Genomic DNA, 12,208 nt, shown 5'->3' on the forward strand with positions numbered 1-12,208 from the left:
GCGGCTCGTTCAGCCGCAACCTTGGGATGACGCTTGCCTCGGTCACCCGCTGATTTCGATATTCCCACTGTTTTTCAGTAAAAAGCAATCGCAAAACCATGCGTTTGCGCCAAGAAATCCCCAGCGTTACAGCGACGTAGAGGAAGGTGCCGGCTAGGCTTTGGCTGGCGTCAGCCCGGTCGCCTTCTCGATGAAATCGGCAATGGGAGCGATGTCGTCGATCGGAAAAACCGGCACGGATTCGTCCTCGACCGGATGATCAGCCGCGATGGCGACGATGTGCGGATCGCTTGCCGAAAGCGGCGCGCGATCCTTCGCGTCGAGCCGCCGCGTCTCGATCTTCTGGTGGGTTTCGCGCTTGTAACCTTCGACCAGCACGATGTCGCAAGGTGATATCCGTGCCAGGATCGCATCGAGCGACGGTTCGGTGTCGCCTTGCAGTTCATGCATCAGCGCCCAGCGCCGGCCGGACACGATGGCGACCTCCGAGGCGCCGGCGGCACGATGGCGGAAACTGTCGGTGCCTTGCTGGTCGATATCGAAATCGTGGTGCGCATGCTTGACTGTCGAAACCTTCCAGCCGCGCCGCGTCAGTTCGGTGACCAGGCGCTCTGTGAGCGTGGTCTTGCCGGAATTCTTCCAGCCGGTGATGCCGAAGACGCGCGGTGTCATGGTGCCCATTCCGCGCGGATGGCTTCCGCGGCTGCAAGCTCATCGGCGGTATTGACGTTGAAGAACGGGTCGACTTCGCGGCCGCCCGCCGTCGCCATCGGGAAATCCGCGAGCATGTACCCGCTGGTCTCGGCAAACGCCATCACCTTGAAGGTTTTGGCATCAGTCAGGAAGCGTAGCAGGTCGCCGCGAAGATCGAGCGGCCACAGTCCGAAAACCGGATGCGCCCCGCCGCCGGAATGCGCCAGCACGAGCTTTTGGTGCGTGCCGGCGGCATTCAGGAGCCGTTCCGCCAGGTCGGCCGGAAAGAACGGCGTGTCGCCGGCAACGCTTAGCAAATGCCGGCTGCCGGTTGCCTGCGAAGCCCATTCCATTCCGGCCAGGATGCCGGCCAGCGGTCCGGCGAAGCCGGCAACCGTGTCGCTGATCACCGGCAGCCCGAAACTTTCGAAGCGCGTAGGATCGCCGTTGGCGTTGAGGGCGATCGGACCGGCCTGCGGCCTGAGGCGTTCGATTACATGCGCCAGCACCGGCTTCCCCGTGAGTGGTTTCAGCACCTTGTCGCCGCCGCCCATCCGGGTCGAACGGCCGCCGGCAAGGATGACCGCGGGAATCCTGCCGGTCATCGCACCTCACCCGCCTGTCGCGAGATATACATGACGTAGCATGTGGCGACCACGGCAGCACTTGACGAGAGGAACATCACCCAAAGCAGCGGGAAGGGGCCGGTTTCGGGCGAAAGCAACGCCGCCGCGACGACGGAAAGTGCCGCCCCGCCGCCGATCTGCATGGCGCCGCCAAGGCCGGAGGCGGAACCGGCAAGATGCGGCTTGACGCTGACGATGCCGGCATTGGAGTTGGGCAAGGTAATGCCGTTGCCGACACCGACGAAACAGGCCGGACCGAACAGGCAAAGCGGGTGGTTGTACCCGAGCGTGAACAGGCCGATGGACAAGAGCATGCCGGCCGCGGCGATGATGTTGCCCGTCAGCATCATGCGGTTGATGCCGATGCGGCTGGACAGCCTGCCCGAACAGAAATTGCCGAGCATGTAACCGACCGAGAGGATGCCGAAATAGAAGCCGTATTGCGACGGTGACAGTTTCAGGATTTCGGATGAGACGTAAGGGCCGCCACCGAGGAAGGCGAAGAACGCGCCCGAGGTGAAGGCCGCGGTGAACACATAGCCCCAGAAACGGTGCGAGCGCAGCAGTTCCGGATAGGTGCGAAACTGCGATGCGAGGCTTGCCGAACGGCTGTGGTTGGTTTCACCCAGGTCGAGATAGATGATCGCTATCGCGACGAGCCCGAAGACGAGCGTCAGCACGAATGTCGACTGCCACCCGTAGGTTTCGTCGAGAAAGCCTCCGATCATCGGGCCGATCATGGGCACCAACGCCGTGCCCATGGTGACGTAGCCGATCTTGCTCGCGGCATGGGCGGCGTCGACCGTATCGCGCACGACGGCCCGCCCGAGCACGATGCCGGCCGCCGAAAACGCCTGCAGCAGGCGGCAGGCCAAAAGAGCCTCGATCGTCGGCGCATAGATAGCCCCGAGGGTACCGACCAAAAAGACCGTCATGCAGGCGAGCATAACCGGCCGTCTCCCGAAGCGGTCGGAAGCCGGGCCGATGAAGAGCTGGAGCAGGGCGGTGGCCGCGAGATAGAGTGAAACGGCCAGTTGGACGAGCGCGTACTCCGTGTCGAAATAGCGGGCCATGTTCGGCATCGACGGCAGGAATATGTTGATCGACAGCGCGCCGACGGCTGTCGCGAGCACCAGCGTCAGGATGTGCGGTTCGCTCCTGCGGTCGAAAAATGTCCCGGCCATCAAACCTCCTCGCGCCGCCGAATCCCATGGCTGGTCTAAGCCAGCTTCTACCGCGTGTCACCTGAGCGCCGTGCCCGGCCGGCGCAGTGGCTGCAGCGCTGCAATCACATACCGTCCGGCGCCATCGCCGGCCCGGTGCTTTCCGCCGCCGGCTTGCGCCGTCCCAGGATGCGCTCGCGGTAGAGTGCATAGAGGCCGGAGGCGACGACGATGACCGCACCGATAATCATTGCCTGGTCCGGTCTGTCGCCGAACACCAGGTAGCCAAGCAGGAGCGCCCACAGCAGCGCGGTGTAGCGGAATGGCGCGATGAAGGAAATTTCGCCTTCGCGCATCGCCATGATGATGAACTGGTAGCCGACAAGCAGCAGTGCGGCCGCCACGGCGAAAGCCCCGGTCTCGCCGGTGCTGAGCGGTGTCCAGCCGCCCATCGGCCCGATCAGCAACGCTCCGCAAAGGGTCACCGACAATGCCGTTACGGTCGACACCAGCAGCGTCGGGATATGCGACGGGATTCGCTTGGTGGCGAGGTCGCGTACGGCGCAGCAGCCGACGCTGGCAAGCGCCAGCAGCGAATAGGCGCTGAAACCCTCGAAGCCCGGCCTGATGATAATCATTACGCCGGTGAATCCGACCGCGATGGCCACCCAGCGGCGCCAGCCGACGCTTTCGCCGAATACCAGCGCCGCGCCCATTGTGACGGCCAGAGGCAGCGCCTGCATCACCGCCGATACATTGGCGAGCGGCAGGTGGGCGAGCGCGACCAGGAAAGCCACGGTTGCGCCGACCTCGCCGGCAACGCGGACGGCCATCAACGGATGCAGGATATGCGAGGGCCGCTTCAATGCCCCCCGATGCCAGGCAAGCAGTATGACCATCGCGGTCGCGAACAGTCCGCGCACCAGCATGACCTGCCCCATGTTCATGGAAAGCGACATCATCTTGCTGATTGCATCGTTGGCCGTGAAAGCGGCCATCGAGACCGCCATGAACAAGGCGCCGCGCAGGTTCGGGGAGAGGGGCAAAGAACATTTCCGGGTTTGGAGAATCTTCGCCATGTAGCATCCGGTCGTGAAACCGCAATGCTATTCGGCTGGGCCAGGCCAGCCGCGATCCGGGTTGCGCAGGGAACAGACGGTGACGCGTCAGCGCGCCGCCTGTCCCCGCGTCAAGTTATTCGGGGCTCAACACCTCGGTGCCGTTGCCGTCTTTCCCGGCGATGGTCCATAGGCCGTCGAGCGTGCCGTCGCCGTCGGCCTTGTAGACGACGAGGCCGAACACATCGCCGAGCACATAGGCTGCCGCGAATGCGTCGCCGTTACGTGAGCAGATGCCGTCAGAGGTCGTGCCGCCGGTCACCCAGTGGATGGTGCAGGTGGTGTCGCTGGTGAGCGTGATCTCGGCGGTGCCGCTGTAAGACGAACCGTCGAGGTTGGTACCCTCGACCGTGTAGGTGCCACCGATGGATTGCGCCGAAGCCGGCGCGGCGATGCACAGTCCGAACAATGCGGACGTCAGAAGTTTCTTCATGATTTTCCCCCACGGCGCGTCATTCGCGCCGAGTGGGACATTATTCTGGTACGCTGGGCCGGTAAATCGGCAAAACCATTGTTTTCATGTGCTTTGGCGCGGTTTCTTAAGGCCTTTGGCCCCCGACGTCAGCCACCAGTCACGCTCATGTGGCGCGAGACCGCCGGGCGCTTGGTGCGGCGGTCGATGATGAAATCGTGGCCTTTCGGCTTGCGACCGATGGCCTCGTCGATGGCGCCGGATAGAAGCTCGTTGCCTTCGGAGGCACGCAGCGGTGCGCGCAAATCGGCCGCGTCCTCCTGGCCCAGGCACATGTAGAGCGTGCCGGTGCAGGTCAGCCGCACCCGGTTGCAGCTCTCGCAGAAATTATGCGTCATCGGCGTGATGAAGCCCAGCCGGCCGCCGGTCTCGGCAACCTCGACATAGCGCGCCGGTCCGCCGGTCTTGTAAGGGATGTCGGTCAGTGTGAACTGCCGCTCGAGATCGGCGCGCAGCAGCGACAGCGGCAAATACTGGTCGGTGCGGTCGACGTCGATTTCGCCAAGCGGCATGGTCTCGATAACGGTCAGGTCCATGCCGCGGCCATGCGCCCAGCGCAGCATTTCCGGCAGTTCGGCGTCGTTGAAGCCCTTGAGCGCAACCGCGTTCAGCTTGATCTTGAGGCCGGCGGCCTGTGCCGCATCGATGCCTTCCATGACCTTGGAAAGATTGCCCCAGCGGGTGATCGCGTGGAACTTGTCGGCATCCAGCGTGTCGAGCGACACATTGATGCGTTTGACGCCGCAATCGGCGAGTTCCTGCGCGAAACGCGAGAGCTGCGAGCCGTTGGTGGTCAGCGTCAGTTCTTCCAGCGCGCCGCTTTTCAGGTGCCGCGACAGTTCGCGCACCAGGTGCATGATGTTCTTGCGCACCAGCGGCTCGCCGCCGGTCAGCCTCAGCTTCCTGACGCCTTTCTCGATGAACACCGTGCACAGCCGGTCGAGTTCCTCGAGCGACAAGAGGTCCCGCTTCGGCAGGAACGCCATGTCTTCCGCCATGCAGTAGGTGCAGCGGAAATCGCAACGATCGGTCACCGAGACCCGCAGATAGGAGATCGCGCGTCCGAACGGGTCGATCATGCTGGTATCATGAAATGCCATGCTGTGCTTCGGTCCCGTTGTCCGGCGTTCGTCACGAAGCCGGCTTCTCTCATGTCGTTTAACTCGGCGCGCCATTCAAGGCCTGCCGCCTCGTCCTTTGGTAACATTGGGCATGCGGGCGCCGCAATGGCGGCGTTTTGGGCCACGAATTGGCCGAGTTGGCGATCCCCGCATCAGGATTTGACCGACTTGGCCGGAATTGCCGGATGCGGGGAGAACCGGGAGAGGTCGCGGCCGCCGTCATTCTCCCCGGCGGAATCTTTTATCGGCCATCGCGTTCCTGGCCATCTTGCCGAAGACGCGGCTGCGTGCATGCCGCTCCGCCAGTGTCTCGGTATTGTAGACCTCTTCGGCGGCGAGCTTGCGCCAGCGCCTGATCCGGTCCGCCTCGATCTCTCCGCTTGCGATCGCTGCCTGTATGGCGCAGCCGGGCTCGGTCTCGTGCCGGCAGTCGCTGAAACGGCAATTCCGCGCGGCGGCAATGACATCGGCAAACAGCTCGTCCAGCCCCGAACCGGCGTCGGTGAGCTGCAACTCGCGCATTCCCGGCGTGTCCATCAGCCAGCCGCCGGCGGGCAGCCTGTGCAGTTCGCGGCCGGTCGTCGTGTGCCTTCCCTTGTCGTCGTCGGCGCGGATGCCTTGCGTGGCGGCCTGATCCATCCCGATCAGCGTGTTGACCAGCGTCGACTTGCCGACGCCGGAGGAGCCGACCAGCGCGACCGTCTGGCCGCGCCCGCACCATGGAAGCAGGCAGGCCGCGTTGTCGGCTTCCCGGGCATCGAGAACCTCGACCAGCAGCCCCGGCAGCAGCTTCGCCGCTTCACGGGCAAAGTCGCCCGGATTGTCGGCGAGGTCGGCCTTGGTCAGCACAACCACCGGCGTCACCTCCGCCTCGCGTGCCAGTGCCAGGTAGCGCTCCAGCCGCGCCGGGCTGAAATCCTGGTTGCACGATGACACGATGAACAACGTGTCGACGTTGGCGGCGATGAGCTGCAGTTTCCGGCCGGTGCCGGCGGCGCGGCGCTTGAACAGGCTCCGGCGCTGCAGAAGCTTGCGCGGCCGCAGCGTCTCGAAGTCGAGAAGCAGCCAGTCGCCGACCGTGGCGGCGGATCCATCGTCGCCGGGCGTGTCGGTGAACGGCGGCGTGAACGTATCGATGGCCGGACCGGCAACATGCAGGCGGTCGCGATGCACCGCCATCACGCGCACCGGTACGCCGGGGTCGCCGAGGTCGAGTTGGGATGCGAAAAAATTGTTCCAGCCGAAGTCGGCCAGCAGGGAAATCTGGGATGTCATTGTTCTCGTACCAGTTTGTGCCGCCCGCAGGCGGACACGATCGGGAAAACCCTCGCCGCAAGCGGCAAAGGCGTCGGGAATTCAGCTGGTCGAGAAAGGGTAGGGAATTGGAAGGAACCTGCCACAGGATCTGAGGCAGGAACACACCACCGCTATCCGGCTTCGCCAGCCGGTCGGGAGATGACGGCAATCATTCAACGTCTCCTTTGCGGCTCGCGTTGCGGATGGTCGGATTATGCCGACAGAGGGCCGCGGTGTCCAGCAGCCGGCTCGCGTCTTGCGAATTTAGTGCTGGCTCCTGGCGACGGGTGGCTCGATAATCCGGACGTATCATGTGCTGTGGGAAGGATTGGTTGTTTGCGGCTGGGTAGAATTCTTCTTTACGCACGCGATGTGGAGGAAACCGTAAGCTTTTACGAAAAGCATTTTGGTTTCAAAGCTTTCAGGCAGGAAGGCGACCGGATTGTTGAACTGGTTGGCGACGAAGGCGCCTGCATCATGGTTCACCAGGCCGCCAAGGGACAGAAGGGCGGCCAATCGACGGTAAAACTGGTCTTCGACATCGAAAATGTCGAGGTCTTTTCCGCAAAATGCGCAAGCCACGGGTTGAAATTCGGGGCGTTGCATCGGGCCAACGGCTACGTCTTCGCCAACGCCCATGACCCGTGCGGCAATCCGATCTCCATCTCAAGTCGTGCATTTCGCTGTAACGGATAGGCATGAGCGACCAGGTAGCGGCTTGTTTCGTCGTTACTTGATGCGGTTGGAAGCGCCGGGGTTGTCAAACGATCGCGTTTCCCGCTTCCGCTCCAACCAAAACCGGCGTAACCGGTGGCCGTCGAACAACGGGAAGAAAAATGACCGCGCCGAAGGAACTCCGCGTCTCGAAGGACCGCAAGCTGCTCACCGTGACGTTCCCCAACCACGCGCCGCTCGAATTGCCCGCGGAATTCCTGCGCGTCGTCTCTCCCTCTGCCGAAGTGCAGGGCCATTCGCCGGAGCAGCGCGTCACCGTGCCCGGCAAGAAGGACGTGACGATCACGAAAATCGAGCCGGTCGGCAATTACGCGGTGCGCATCGTCTTCGACGATTTCCACGACACCGGCATCTACACCTGGACCTATCTGCATACGCTCGGCCACGAAAAGGACGTGCGCTGGCAGGCCTATCTCGATGAACTTGCTGAGAAGAAGCTCAGCCGGGACCGCTGAAGTTCAACGTTCAAGCGCCGCCACGATCTCGGCAGTATCGAAATAGAACGGCGTGCCGTCGACCAGCAGGTCGTTGTCAAAGTGAAGCACTTCGGCAAAGGGCTGCACGATCCTGGCGCCGTTGGCGCGACAGGTCATTGAAAGGGTGCAGCGCATGAATACGGTGTCGCCATCGCGCGCCGCCTCCAGTTGGTCGAAACTCATGTCGCTCCACACCTCCCGCATCTTTCGAAACAGTGCCGCGAGTTGTTCCAGCCCCCTCCAATCTCCGGCGTAGGGCAGCGACGCCGGTTCGTGTATGACGACGTCGCGATGAAAGGCTTCGGCGAGTTGCTCAACATCACCGGAATCCGACTGGATGAGCCGCATCTCCACTTCGAACATGTGTGTTTCAGCAGTTCGAGTGCCGGACGCCGCCTGCGGATTATTTCGGTCATTGCGATGCTCCATCGATGCGTTGAGGCCGATGGAACTAGGATCGCAGCCCGGCTGCCGACACCCGTTTCTTGAAATTGAGATATTCTGCCTTTAACGACTGCTTCGAGCGGGCGCACGGCATAAGAGGTTTCCGATGCATGTGATTTCCACGATCGAACAGCTCGAAGCGCTTTACGGCCTTCCCGGCGAAGCCTCGCTGGTCAAGGAACTCGACCGCATCATTCCGGAATACGCCGCTTTCATCGAGGCCTCGCCGTTCGTCGGGCTGGCGACCGCCGGCCCGGAAGGGCTCGACTGTTCGCCACGCGGCGACCTTGCCGGCTTCGTGCGCGTCCATGACGACAGGACGCTGATGATGCCCGACCGGCGCGGCAACAACCGCGCCGATTCGCTGAAGAACATCATCCGCGACCCGCGTGTCGGGCTGCTGTTCCTGGTGCCGGGTTCCGGCACCACCTTGCGGGTCAACGGCCGCGCGCGGATCTCGATCGATCCCGAGCTTTGCGCGTCGTTCGCGGTCGAGGGCAAGCCGGCCCGGTCGGTGACGGTGGTTGCCGTCGATTCGGTCTATTTCCAGTGCGCTCGTGCCATCCACCGTTCGGAATTGTGGAATCCGGCAAGACACGTCGACCCGAAGAGCCTGCCGACGCCCGGCCGGATCCTTGCCGTCACCAGCCGGCAGTCGATCGATGGCGAGACCTACGACAGGGAATGGCCGGAGCGGGCAAAAAAATCGATGTGGTAGGCTTTGGTGCGTCCTTCGAGGCTCGCCAGCTGAGGTTCATGTCCAGCTAGGGAACGGCCCCGCGGGCTCGCACCTCAGGATGAGGACCGTGGTGCCAACGCTGCACCTTGCGTAAGCTTTCTCCACGTCACAAGGGTTTTGGCCAGGTTCCGGAGCGTCGCAGAACCGGCGTCGTGGCGCCGACATTCCTCATCCTGAGGTGCGAGCCCGCGGCATGCTTTCGGGCCGGATTTAAACATTACCGGGCGAGCCTCGAAGGACGGACTGGCCGCTCACTCTGCCTTCAGCATATCCGAAATGCGCTGCATCATGCCGCCCATCTTGTCGCATTCGGAAGGCGTCGACTGCGCCATCACCCGCTCGATCAGGCCGGTGTAGACGTGCAGCGCCTCCATCAGCAGCGTCTCTCCATCTTCGGTGAGAGCCAGTCGCATCACCCGCTTGTCCTTCGCGTCGCTCTCGCGCCGCAGCAGGCCGCGCGCCTCCATCTGCGGCAAGAGCATCGTGATGTTCGAGCGGCCGACCAAAAGCTTACGCGCCAGGTCGTGCTGCGACATTCCGGGGTGCCGGTAGAGGTTCATCAGCATGTCGAGTTGCGCCAGCTTCAGGTCGAGCGGCTGCAGCGCCTTGGTCAGCGCGGCGACGACGGCCTTCTCGGCGCGTACGAGCGCGATCCAGTTGCGGAATCGCGGATTGTCCCAGGGCAGGTCTTGTTTTTTGTTCATGCTTGAACTAATATGTTCATGATTGAACCATTTTTCCAGGATCACCACTATGGCATCGTTTGCTCGCAAGGTCATCCGTAGCGTATTTGGCGCCGCCGAACATGTGGCGCCACGCCTCACCGGGCGCGCGGCGTTCGAAATCTTCTGCCGCACCGCCAATCCCAACGCGCCGTCGCCGCGCGAGCAGAAGGCGATCGACCAGGCGGCCCGCTTCATGGCCGAGGGGCGCCGCCACTGCCTGCCGATCAAATCCGGCTCCGTGACGGTGTTCGACTTCCGTCCGCTGGACAGTGCCCCGACTGCCGGAACCGTCCTCGTCATCCACGGCTGGCATTCGCGCACCGAATACATGAAAACCGTCGTCGAAGGGTTTCGCGACGCCGGCCACCGCGTGATTTCGCTCGATCTGCCGGGCCATGGTCATTCGAGCGGCCGCCGGCTGAACATGGTGCTGGCCGTCGATGCGGTGCGCGCCGTCGGCGAGTGGTTCGGCCCGTTCAAGGCGGTTGTCGGCCATTCCTTCGGCGGCGCCGTGGCGGTCAATGCCGCCGTCGGCTCGGTGGAAGGCATCCCCCCGCTCGCCGCTGAGCGGCTGGTGCTGATCGCGGCGCCCAGTTCGATGCCGGCGATCTTCGAGGACTTCGGCCGCTTCCTCAATCTCGGGCCGCGTTCGCAGATTGCCGTCAACGACCAGGTCGAGCGCATCGCCGGCCGGCCGCTGTCGCAGTTCGTCGGCTCGGAGCAACTGGCGCTGACGCCGATCCCGACGTTGGTTATCCATGCGCCCGACGATCGCGAAGTGTCGCCCGACAGCGCCCGCATGTTCGCCGCCGCCGGCGACCATGTGCACCTTTACTGGGCGCGCGGCCTCGGCCACCGGCGCATCCTCGCTGACCCCGAGGTCGTCGACGAATCGGTGCGCTTCGTCGCCGAGCAAAAGCAGCCGGAACTGGTGCATTAGGTTCAGGCAGCATTTTCAAAGCCATAGGCTGACAGTTGCCGCTACGCATGTGCTCGGAATGAGGAGCCACTTGGCTGCTCGTTTTGCTTCAATGGACGCAACACAGTACCGCAAGGAGCCGTTGCGAGATTGAAGTCAGAGATGAAAGAACGAGCCAAAATAATCTTCATTCATGGTGCGTCCAGCAGCGGCAAAACCACTTTGGCGCGTGCGGTTCAAGCACAAATCACCGAGCCGTTCTGGCACGTTTCCATTGATCATATTCGCGATTCGGGAGTGCTGCCGATGGGCAGGTTCCGGCAAGGCGACTTCGAGTGGACGGAATACCGCGATAGCTTTTTCGAAGGGTTCCATCGCTCTCTCGTCGCCTATGCCTCGGCTGGCAATAATCTCCTGCTGGAACACATCCTTGAGGAACCGCAATGGACATCCAACCTGGCCTTGTTGCTCGAACCCTTTGACGTGTTCTTCGTGGGGCTACACTGCGACCTTGATGATCTCGTCAAAAGGGAAACACTTCGTGGAGACCGGCGGACAGGCAGCGCCGCCGATGATTTTCGTCGAGTTCATCAGGGTCAACGATACGATCTTGAGCTTCCTGCAGGGCAGACGACTGCGGATTATGCGGCCCGGTTGCTGTCGGCCTGGACTGCACGGCGGTCGCCATCAGTTTTCGAGGAACTTGCCCTCCAGGCGCGTGGAGTTGCAGATCGTCCCGCCAAATGATTTTTGGATCGCGCTTGCCGAGGAATTGTAAGGGCGACGGCGGCGTTGGCACCGCCCACTCAATGATGCGCAACAGGCTCGATGCCGAGTTGCGCCGGCGAGCGTCCCATTTCGAGGAGGTCGAGCTGACGGTTGTCGACCTCATAGTACTCGCCGCTCACCAGGACGCGCGTCGTCACGTGCCCTTCGCCGAACCGCTTGGAGACGATCACGACCTTCTGCCGGTCGAGCGCATGCTTCACCGCGCGCCGGGATGCCAGATGTTTCCTTACGTCGGTAGGGATCTTGGGCATCCTTGCAGCTTAGACCGGGCCGCTTTCGCCGTAAATATGGATATTCTCGCCGCGCGCTCGGGCCGGCTTCTGTGGCATTCCATTCGGCATATCGAAATCGCCTGGGGTAAGATGCATATCCTTGCGAATACTCGAAAGGCGGAAGACCATGCTGCAAGACACCGAACTGAAACATCTGCGCCGCTGTGTCGACCTGGCGGCGAAGGCGCTCGAGGTCGGTGACGAGCCCTTCGGCTCGGTGCTGGTCTCCGGTGATGGCACGGTGCTCGCTGAGGATCACAATCACGTCGCCAGCGGCGACGGCACGCGCCATCCCGAGTTCGAACTGGCCCGCTGGGCGGGCATGAACATGGCTCCTGAGGAGCGGGCCAGGGCGACGGTCTATACGTCCGGAGAACATTGTCCGATGTGCTCGGCTGCCCATGCCTGGGTCGGGCTCGGCCGCATTGTTTACGTGGCGTCGTCGAAGCAGCTTGTCGGCTGGCTGGCCGAACTCGGCGTGCCGCCGGGGCCGGTGCGGCCGCTGCCGGTACAGGAGGTCGCGCCGGGCGTGATCGTCGAAGGGCCTGTGGCGGAATTCGAGGACGAAATACGCGAACTGCACCGACGCTTCCACGCCGCTTCCGCGTAGCTGGCGCCAA

General features: G+C 63.0%; 16 protein-coding genes. 6 read left to right on the plus strand and 10 right to left on the minus strand.

What is annotated here, in order from left to right:
- Window positions 1-153: 153 nt before the first annotated feature.
- From mobB to rsgA, 7 genes are all read right to left on the minus strand, one after another.
- Window positions 154-672, minus strand: a complete 519-nt coding sequence (gene mobB, locus OHD58_RS11620) for a molybdopterin-guanine dinucleotide biosynthesis protein B (protein ID WP_263803432.1) — start codon at window positions 670-672, stop codon at window positions 154-156.
- Window positions 669-1,298: a molybdenum cofactor guanylyltransferase MobA gene (mobA, locus tag OHD58_RS11625; protein ID WP_263803434.1), complete on the minus strand. Its 630-nt coding sequence runs from the start codon at window positions 1,296-1,298 to the stop codon at window positions 669-671. The genes mobB and mobA overlap by 4 nt, the downstream gene beginning before the upstream one ends.
- Window positions 1,295-2,503, minus strand: a complete 1,209-nt coding sequence (locus tag OHD58_RS11630) for a multidrug effflux MFS transporter (RefSeq protein WP_263803436.1) — start codon at window positions 2,501-2,503, stop codon at window positions 1,295-1,297. The genes mobA and OHD58_RS11630 overlap by 4 nt, the downstream gene beginning before the upstream one ends.
- Window positions 2,504-2,607: 104 nt before the next feature.
- Entirely contained in the window at window positions 2,608-3,528 is a 921-nt protein-coding gene (locus tag OHD58_RS11635; protein ID WP_263803437.1) for a DMT family transporter, read from the minus strand.
- 148 nt (window positions 3,529-3,676) lie between these two features.
- Window positions 3,677-4,033 carry a hypothetical protein gene (locus OHD58_RS11640; protein ID WP_263803438.1) on the minus strand — a complete coding sequence of 119 codons (357 nt, stop codon included), beginning with the start codon at window positions 4,031-4,033 and terminating at the stop codon, window positions 3,677-3,679.
- Window positions 4,034-4,161: 128 nt separating this feature from the next.
- A complete protein-coding gene (gene moaA, locus OHD58_RS11645; protein WP_263803440.1) occupies window positions 4,162-5,172 on the minus strand; it encodes a GTP 3',8-cyclase MoaA in 1,011 nt (336 codons plus the stop codon).
- A gap of 240 nt (window positions 5,173-5,412) precedes the next feature.
- A complete protein-coding gene (gene rsgA / locus OHD58_RS11650; protein WP_263803441.1) occupies window positions 5,413-6,468 on the minus strand; it encodes a ribosome small subunit-dependent GTPase A in 1,056 nt (351 codons plus the stop codon).
- A gap of 357 nt (window positions 6,469-6,825) precedes the next feature.
- Here rsgA and OHD58_RS11655 point away from each other — a divergent pair, with 357 nt between their 5' ends.
- Together OHD58_RS11655 and OHD58_RS11660 are read left to right on the plus strand one after the other, a co-directional pair.
- Window positions 6,826-7,185: a VOC family protein gene (locus OHD58_RS11655; RefSeq protein WP_263803607.1), complete on the plus strand. Its 360-nt coding sequence runs from the start codon at window positions 6,826-6,828 to the stop codon at window positions 7,183-7,185.
- A gap of 140 nt (window positions 7,186-7,325) precedes the next feature.
- On the plus strand, window positions 7,326-7,679 hold the full coding sequence (locus OHD58_RS11660) for a DUF971 domain-containing protein (RefSeq protein ID WP_263803442.1): 354 nt from the start codon (window positions 7,326-7,328) through the stop codon (window positions 7,677-7,679).
- Between the two features lie 3 nt (window positions 7,680-7,682).
- Here the strand turns inward: OHD58_RS11660 and OHD58_RS11665 are convergent, their stop codons facing one another.
- A complete protein-coding gene (locus OHD58_RS11665; protein WP_263803443.1) occupies window positions 7,683-8,063 on the minus strand; it encodes a nuclear transport factor 2 family protein in 381 nt (126 codons plus the stop codon).
- Between the two features lie 187 nt (window positions 8,064-8,250).
- On the opposite strand from OHD58_RS11665, the gene OHD58_RS11670 reads away from it, so the two are divergent.
- Window positions 8,251-8,862, plus strand: coding sequence for a pyridoxamine 5'-phosphate oxidase family protein (locus tag OHD58_RS11670; protein ID WP_263803444.1), 612 nt, complete (start codon window positions 8,251-8,253; stop codon window positions 8,860-8,862).
- A gap of 272 nt (window positions 8,863-9,134) precedes the next feature.
- Here OHD58_RS11670 and OHD58_RS11675 read toward each other — a convergent pair whose 3' ends face one another.
- The gene (locus OHD58_RS11675) at window positions 9,135-9,587 is read right to left on the minus strand and encodes a MarR family winged helix-turn-helix transcriptional regulator (protein WP_263803445.1); all 453 of its coding nucleotides are present in this window, start codon (window positions 9,585-9,587) and stop codon (window positions 9,135-9,137) included.
- Window positions 9,588-9,636: 49 nt separating this feature from the next.
- On the opposite strand from OHD58_RS11675, the gene OHD58_RS11680 reads away from it, so the two are divergent.
- Window positions 9,637-10,548 carry an alpha/beta hydrolase gene (locus OHD58_RS11680; RefSeq protein WP_263803447.1) on the plus strand — a complete coding sequence of 304 codons (912 nt, stop codon included), beginning with the start codon at window positions 9,637-9,639 and terminating at the stop codon, window positions 10,546-10,548.
- Window positions 10,549-10,689: 141 nt separating this feature from the next.
- Window positions 10,690-11,274 carry a chloramphenicol phosphotransferase CPT family protein gene (locus OHD58_RS11685; protein ID WP_263803448.1) on the plus strand — a complete coding sequence of 195 codons (585 nt, stop codon included), beginning with the start codon at window positions 10,690-10,692 and terminating at the stop codon, window positions 11,272-11,274.
- A 59-nt stretch (window positions 11,275-11,333) separates the two neighbouring features.
- Here the strand turns inward: OHD58_RS11685 and OHD58_RS11690 are convergent, their stop codons facing one another.
- Window positions 11,334-11,567 (minus strand): hypothetical protein, encoded by a 234-nt coding sequence (locus OHD58_RS11690; RefSeq protein ID WP_263803449.1) that lies wholly within the window; start codon window positions 11,565-11,567, stop codon window positions 11,334-11,336.
- A gap of 148 nt (window positions 11,568-11,715) precedes the next feature.
- On the opposite strand from OHD58_RS11690, the gene OHD58_RS11695 reads away from it, so the two are divergent.
- Window positions 11,716-12,198 (plus strand): nucleoside deaminase, encoded by a 483-nt coding sequence (locus OHD58_RS11695; protein ID WP_263803450.1) that lies wholly within the window; start codon window positions 11,716-11,718, stop codon window positions 12,196-12,198.
- Window positions 12,199-12,208: the final 10 nt, after the last annotated feature.

It is taken from the genome of Mesorhizobium sp. ZC-5 (assembly GCF_025753855.1).
GTDB lineage: Bacteria > Pseudomonadota > Alphaproteobacteria > Rhizobiales > Rhizobiaceae > Neomesorhizobium.

Bases quoted from the DNA above. Each gene is read 5' to 3' on its own strand.
- mobB (WP_263803432.1), bottom strand. From the start codon at position 672: ATGACACCGCGCGTCTTCGGCATCACCGGCTGGAAGAATTCCGGCAAG.
- mobA (WP_263803434.1), bottom strand. From the start codon at position 1,298: ATGACCGGCAGGATTCCCGCGGTCATCCTTGCCGGCGGCCGTTCGACC.
- OHD58_RS11630 (WP_263803436.1), bottom strand. From the start codon at position 2,503: ATGGCCGGGACATTTTTCGACCGCAGGAGCGAACCGCACATCCTGACG.
- OHD58_RS11640 (WP_263803438.1), bottom strand. From the start codon at position 4,033: ATGAAGAAACTTCTGACGTCCGCATTGTTCGGACTGTGCATCGCCGCG.
- moaA (WP_263803440.1), bottom strand. From the start codon at position 5,172: ATGGCATTTCATGATACCAGCATGATCGACCCGTTCGGACGCGCGATC.
- rsgA (WP_263803441.1), bottom strand. From the start codon at position 6,468: ATGACATCCCAGATTTCCCTGCTGGCCGACTTCGGCTGGAACAATTTT.
- OHD58_RS11660 (WP_263803442.1), top strand. From the start codon at position 7,326: ATGACCGCGCCGAAGGAACTCCGCGTCTCGAAGGACCGCAAGCTGCTC.
- OHD58_RS11665 (WP_263803443.1), bottom strand. From the start codon at position 8,063: ATGTTCGAAGTGGAGATGCGGCTCATCCAGTCGGATTCCGGTGATGTT.
- OHD58_RS11670 (WP_263803444.1), top strand. From the start codon at position 8,251: ATGCATGTGATTTCCACGATCGAACAGCTCGAAGCGCTTTACGGCCTT.
- OHD58_RS11675 (WP_263803445.1), bottom strand. From the start codon at position 9,587: ATGAACAAAAAACAAGACCTGCCCTGGGACAATCCGCGATTCCGCAAC.
- OHD58_RS11680 (WP_263803447.1), top strand. From the start codon at position 9,637: ATGGCATCGTTTGCTCGCAAGGTCATCCGTAGCGTATTTGGCGCCGCC.
- OHD58_RS11685 (WP_263803448.1), top strand. From the start codon at position 10,690: ATGAAAGAACGAGCCAAAATAATCTTCATTCATGGTGCGTCCAGCAGC.
- OHD58_RS11690 (WP_263803449.1), bottom strand. From the start codon at position 11,567: ATGCCCAAGATCCCTACCGACGTAAGGAAACATCTGGCATCCCGGCGC.
- OHD58_RS11695 (WP_263803450.1), top strand. From the start codon at position 11,716: ATGCTGCAAGACACCGAACTGAAACATCTGCGCCGCTGTGTCGACCTG.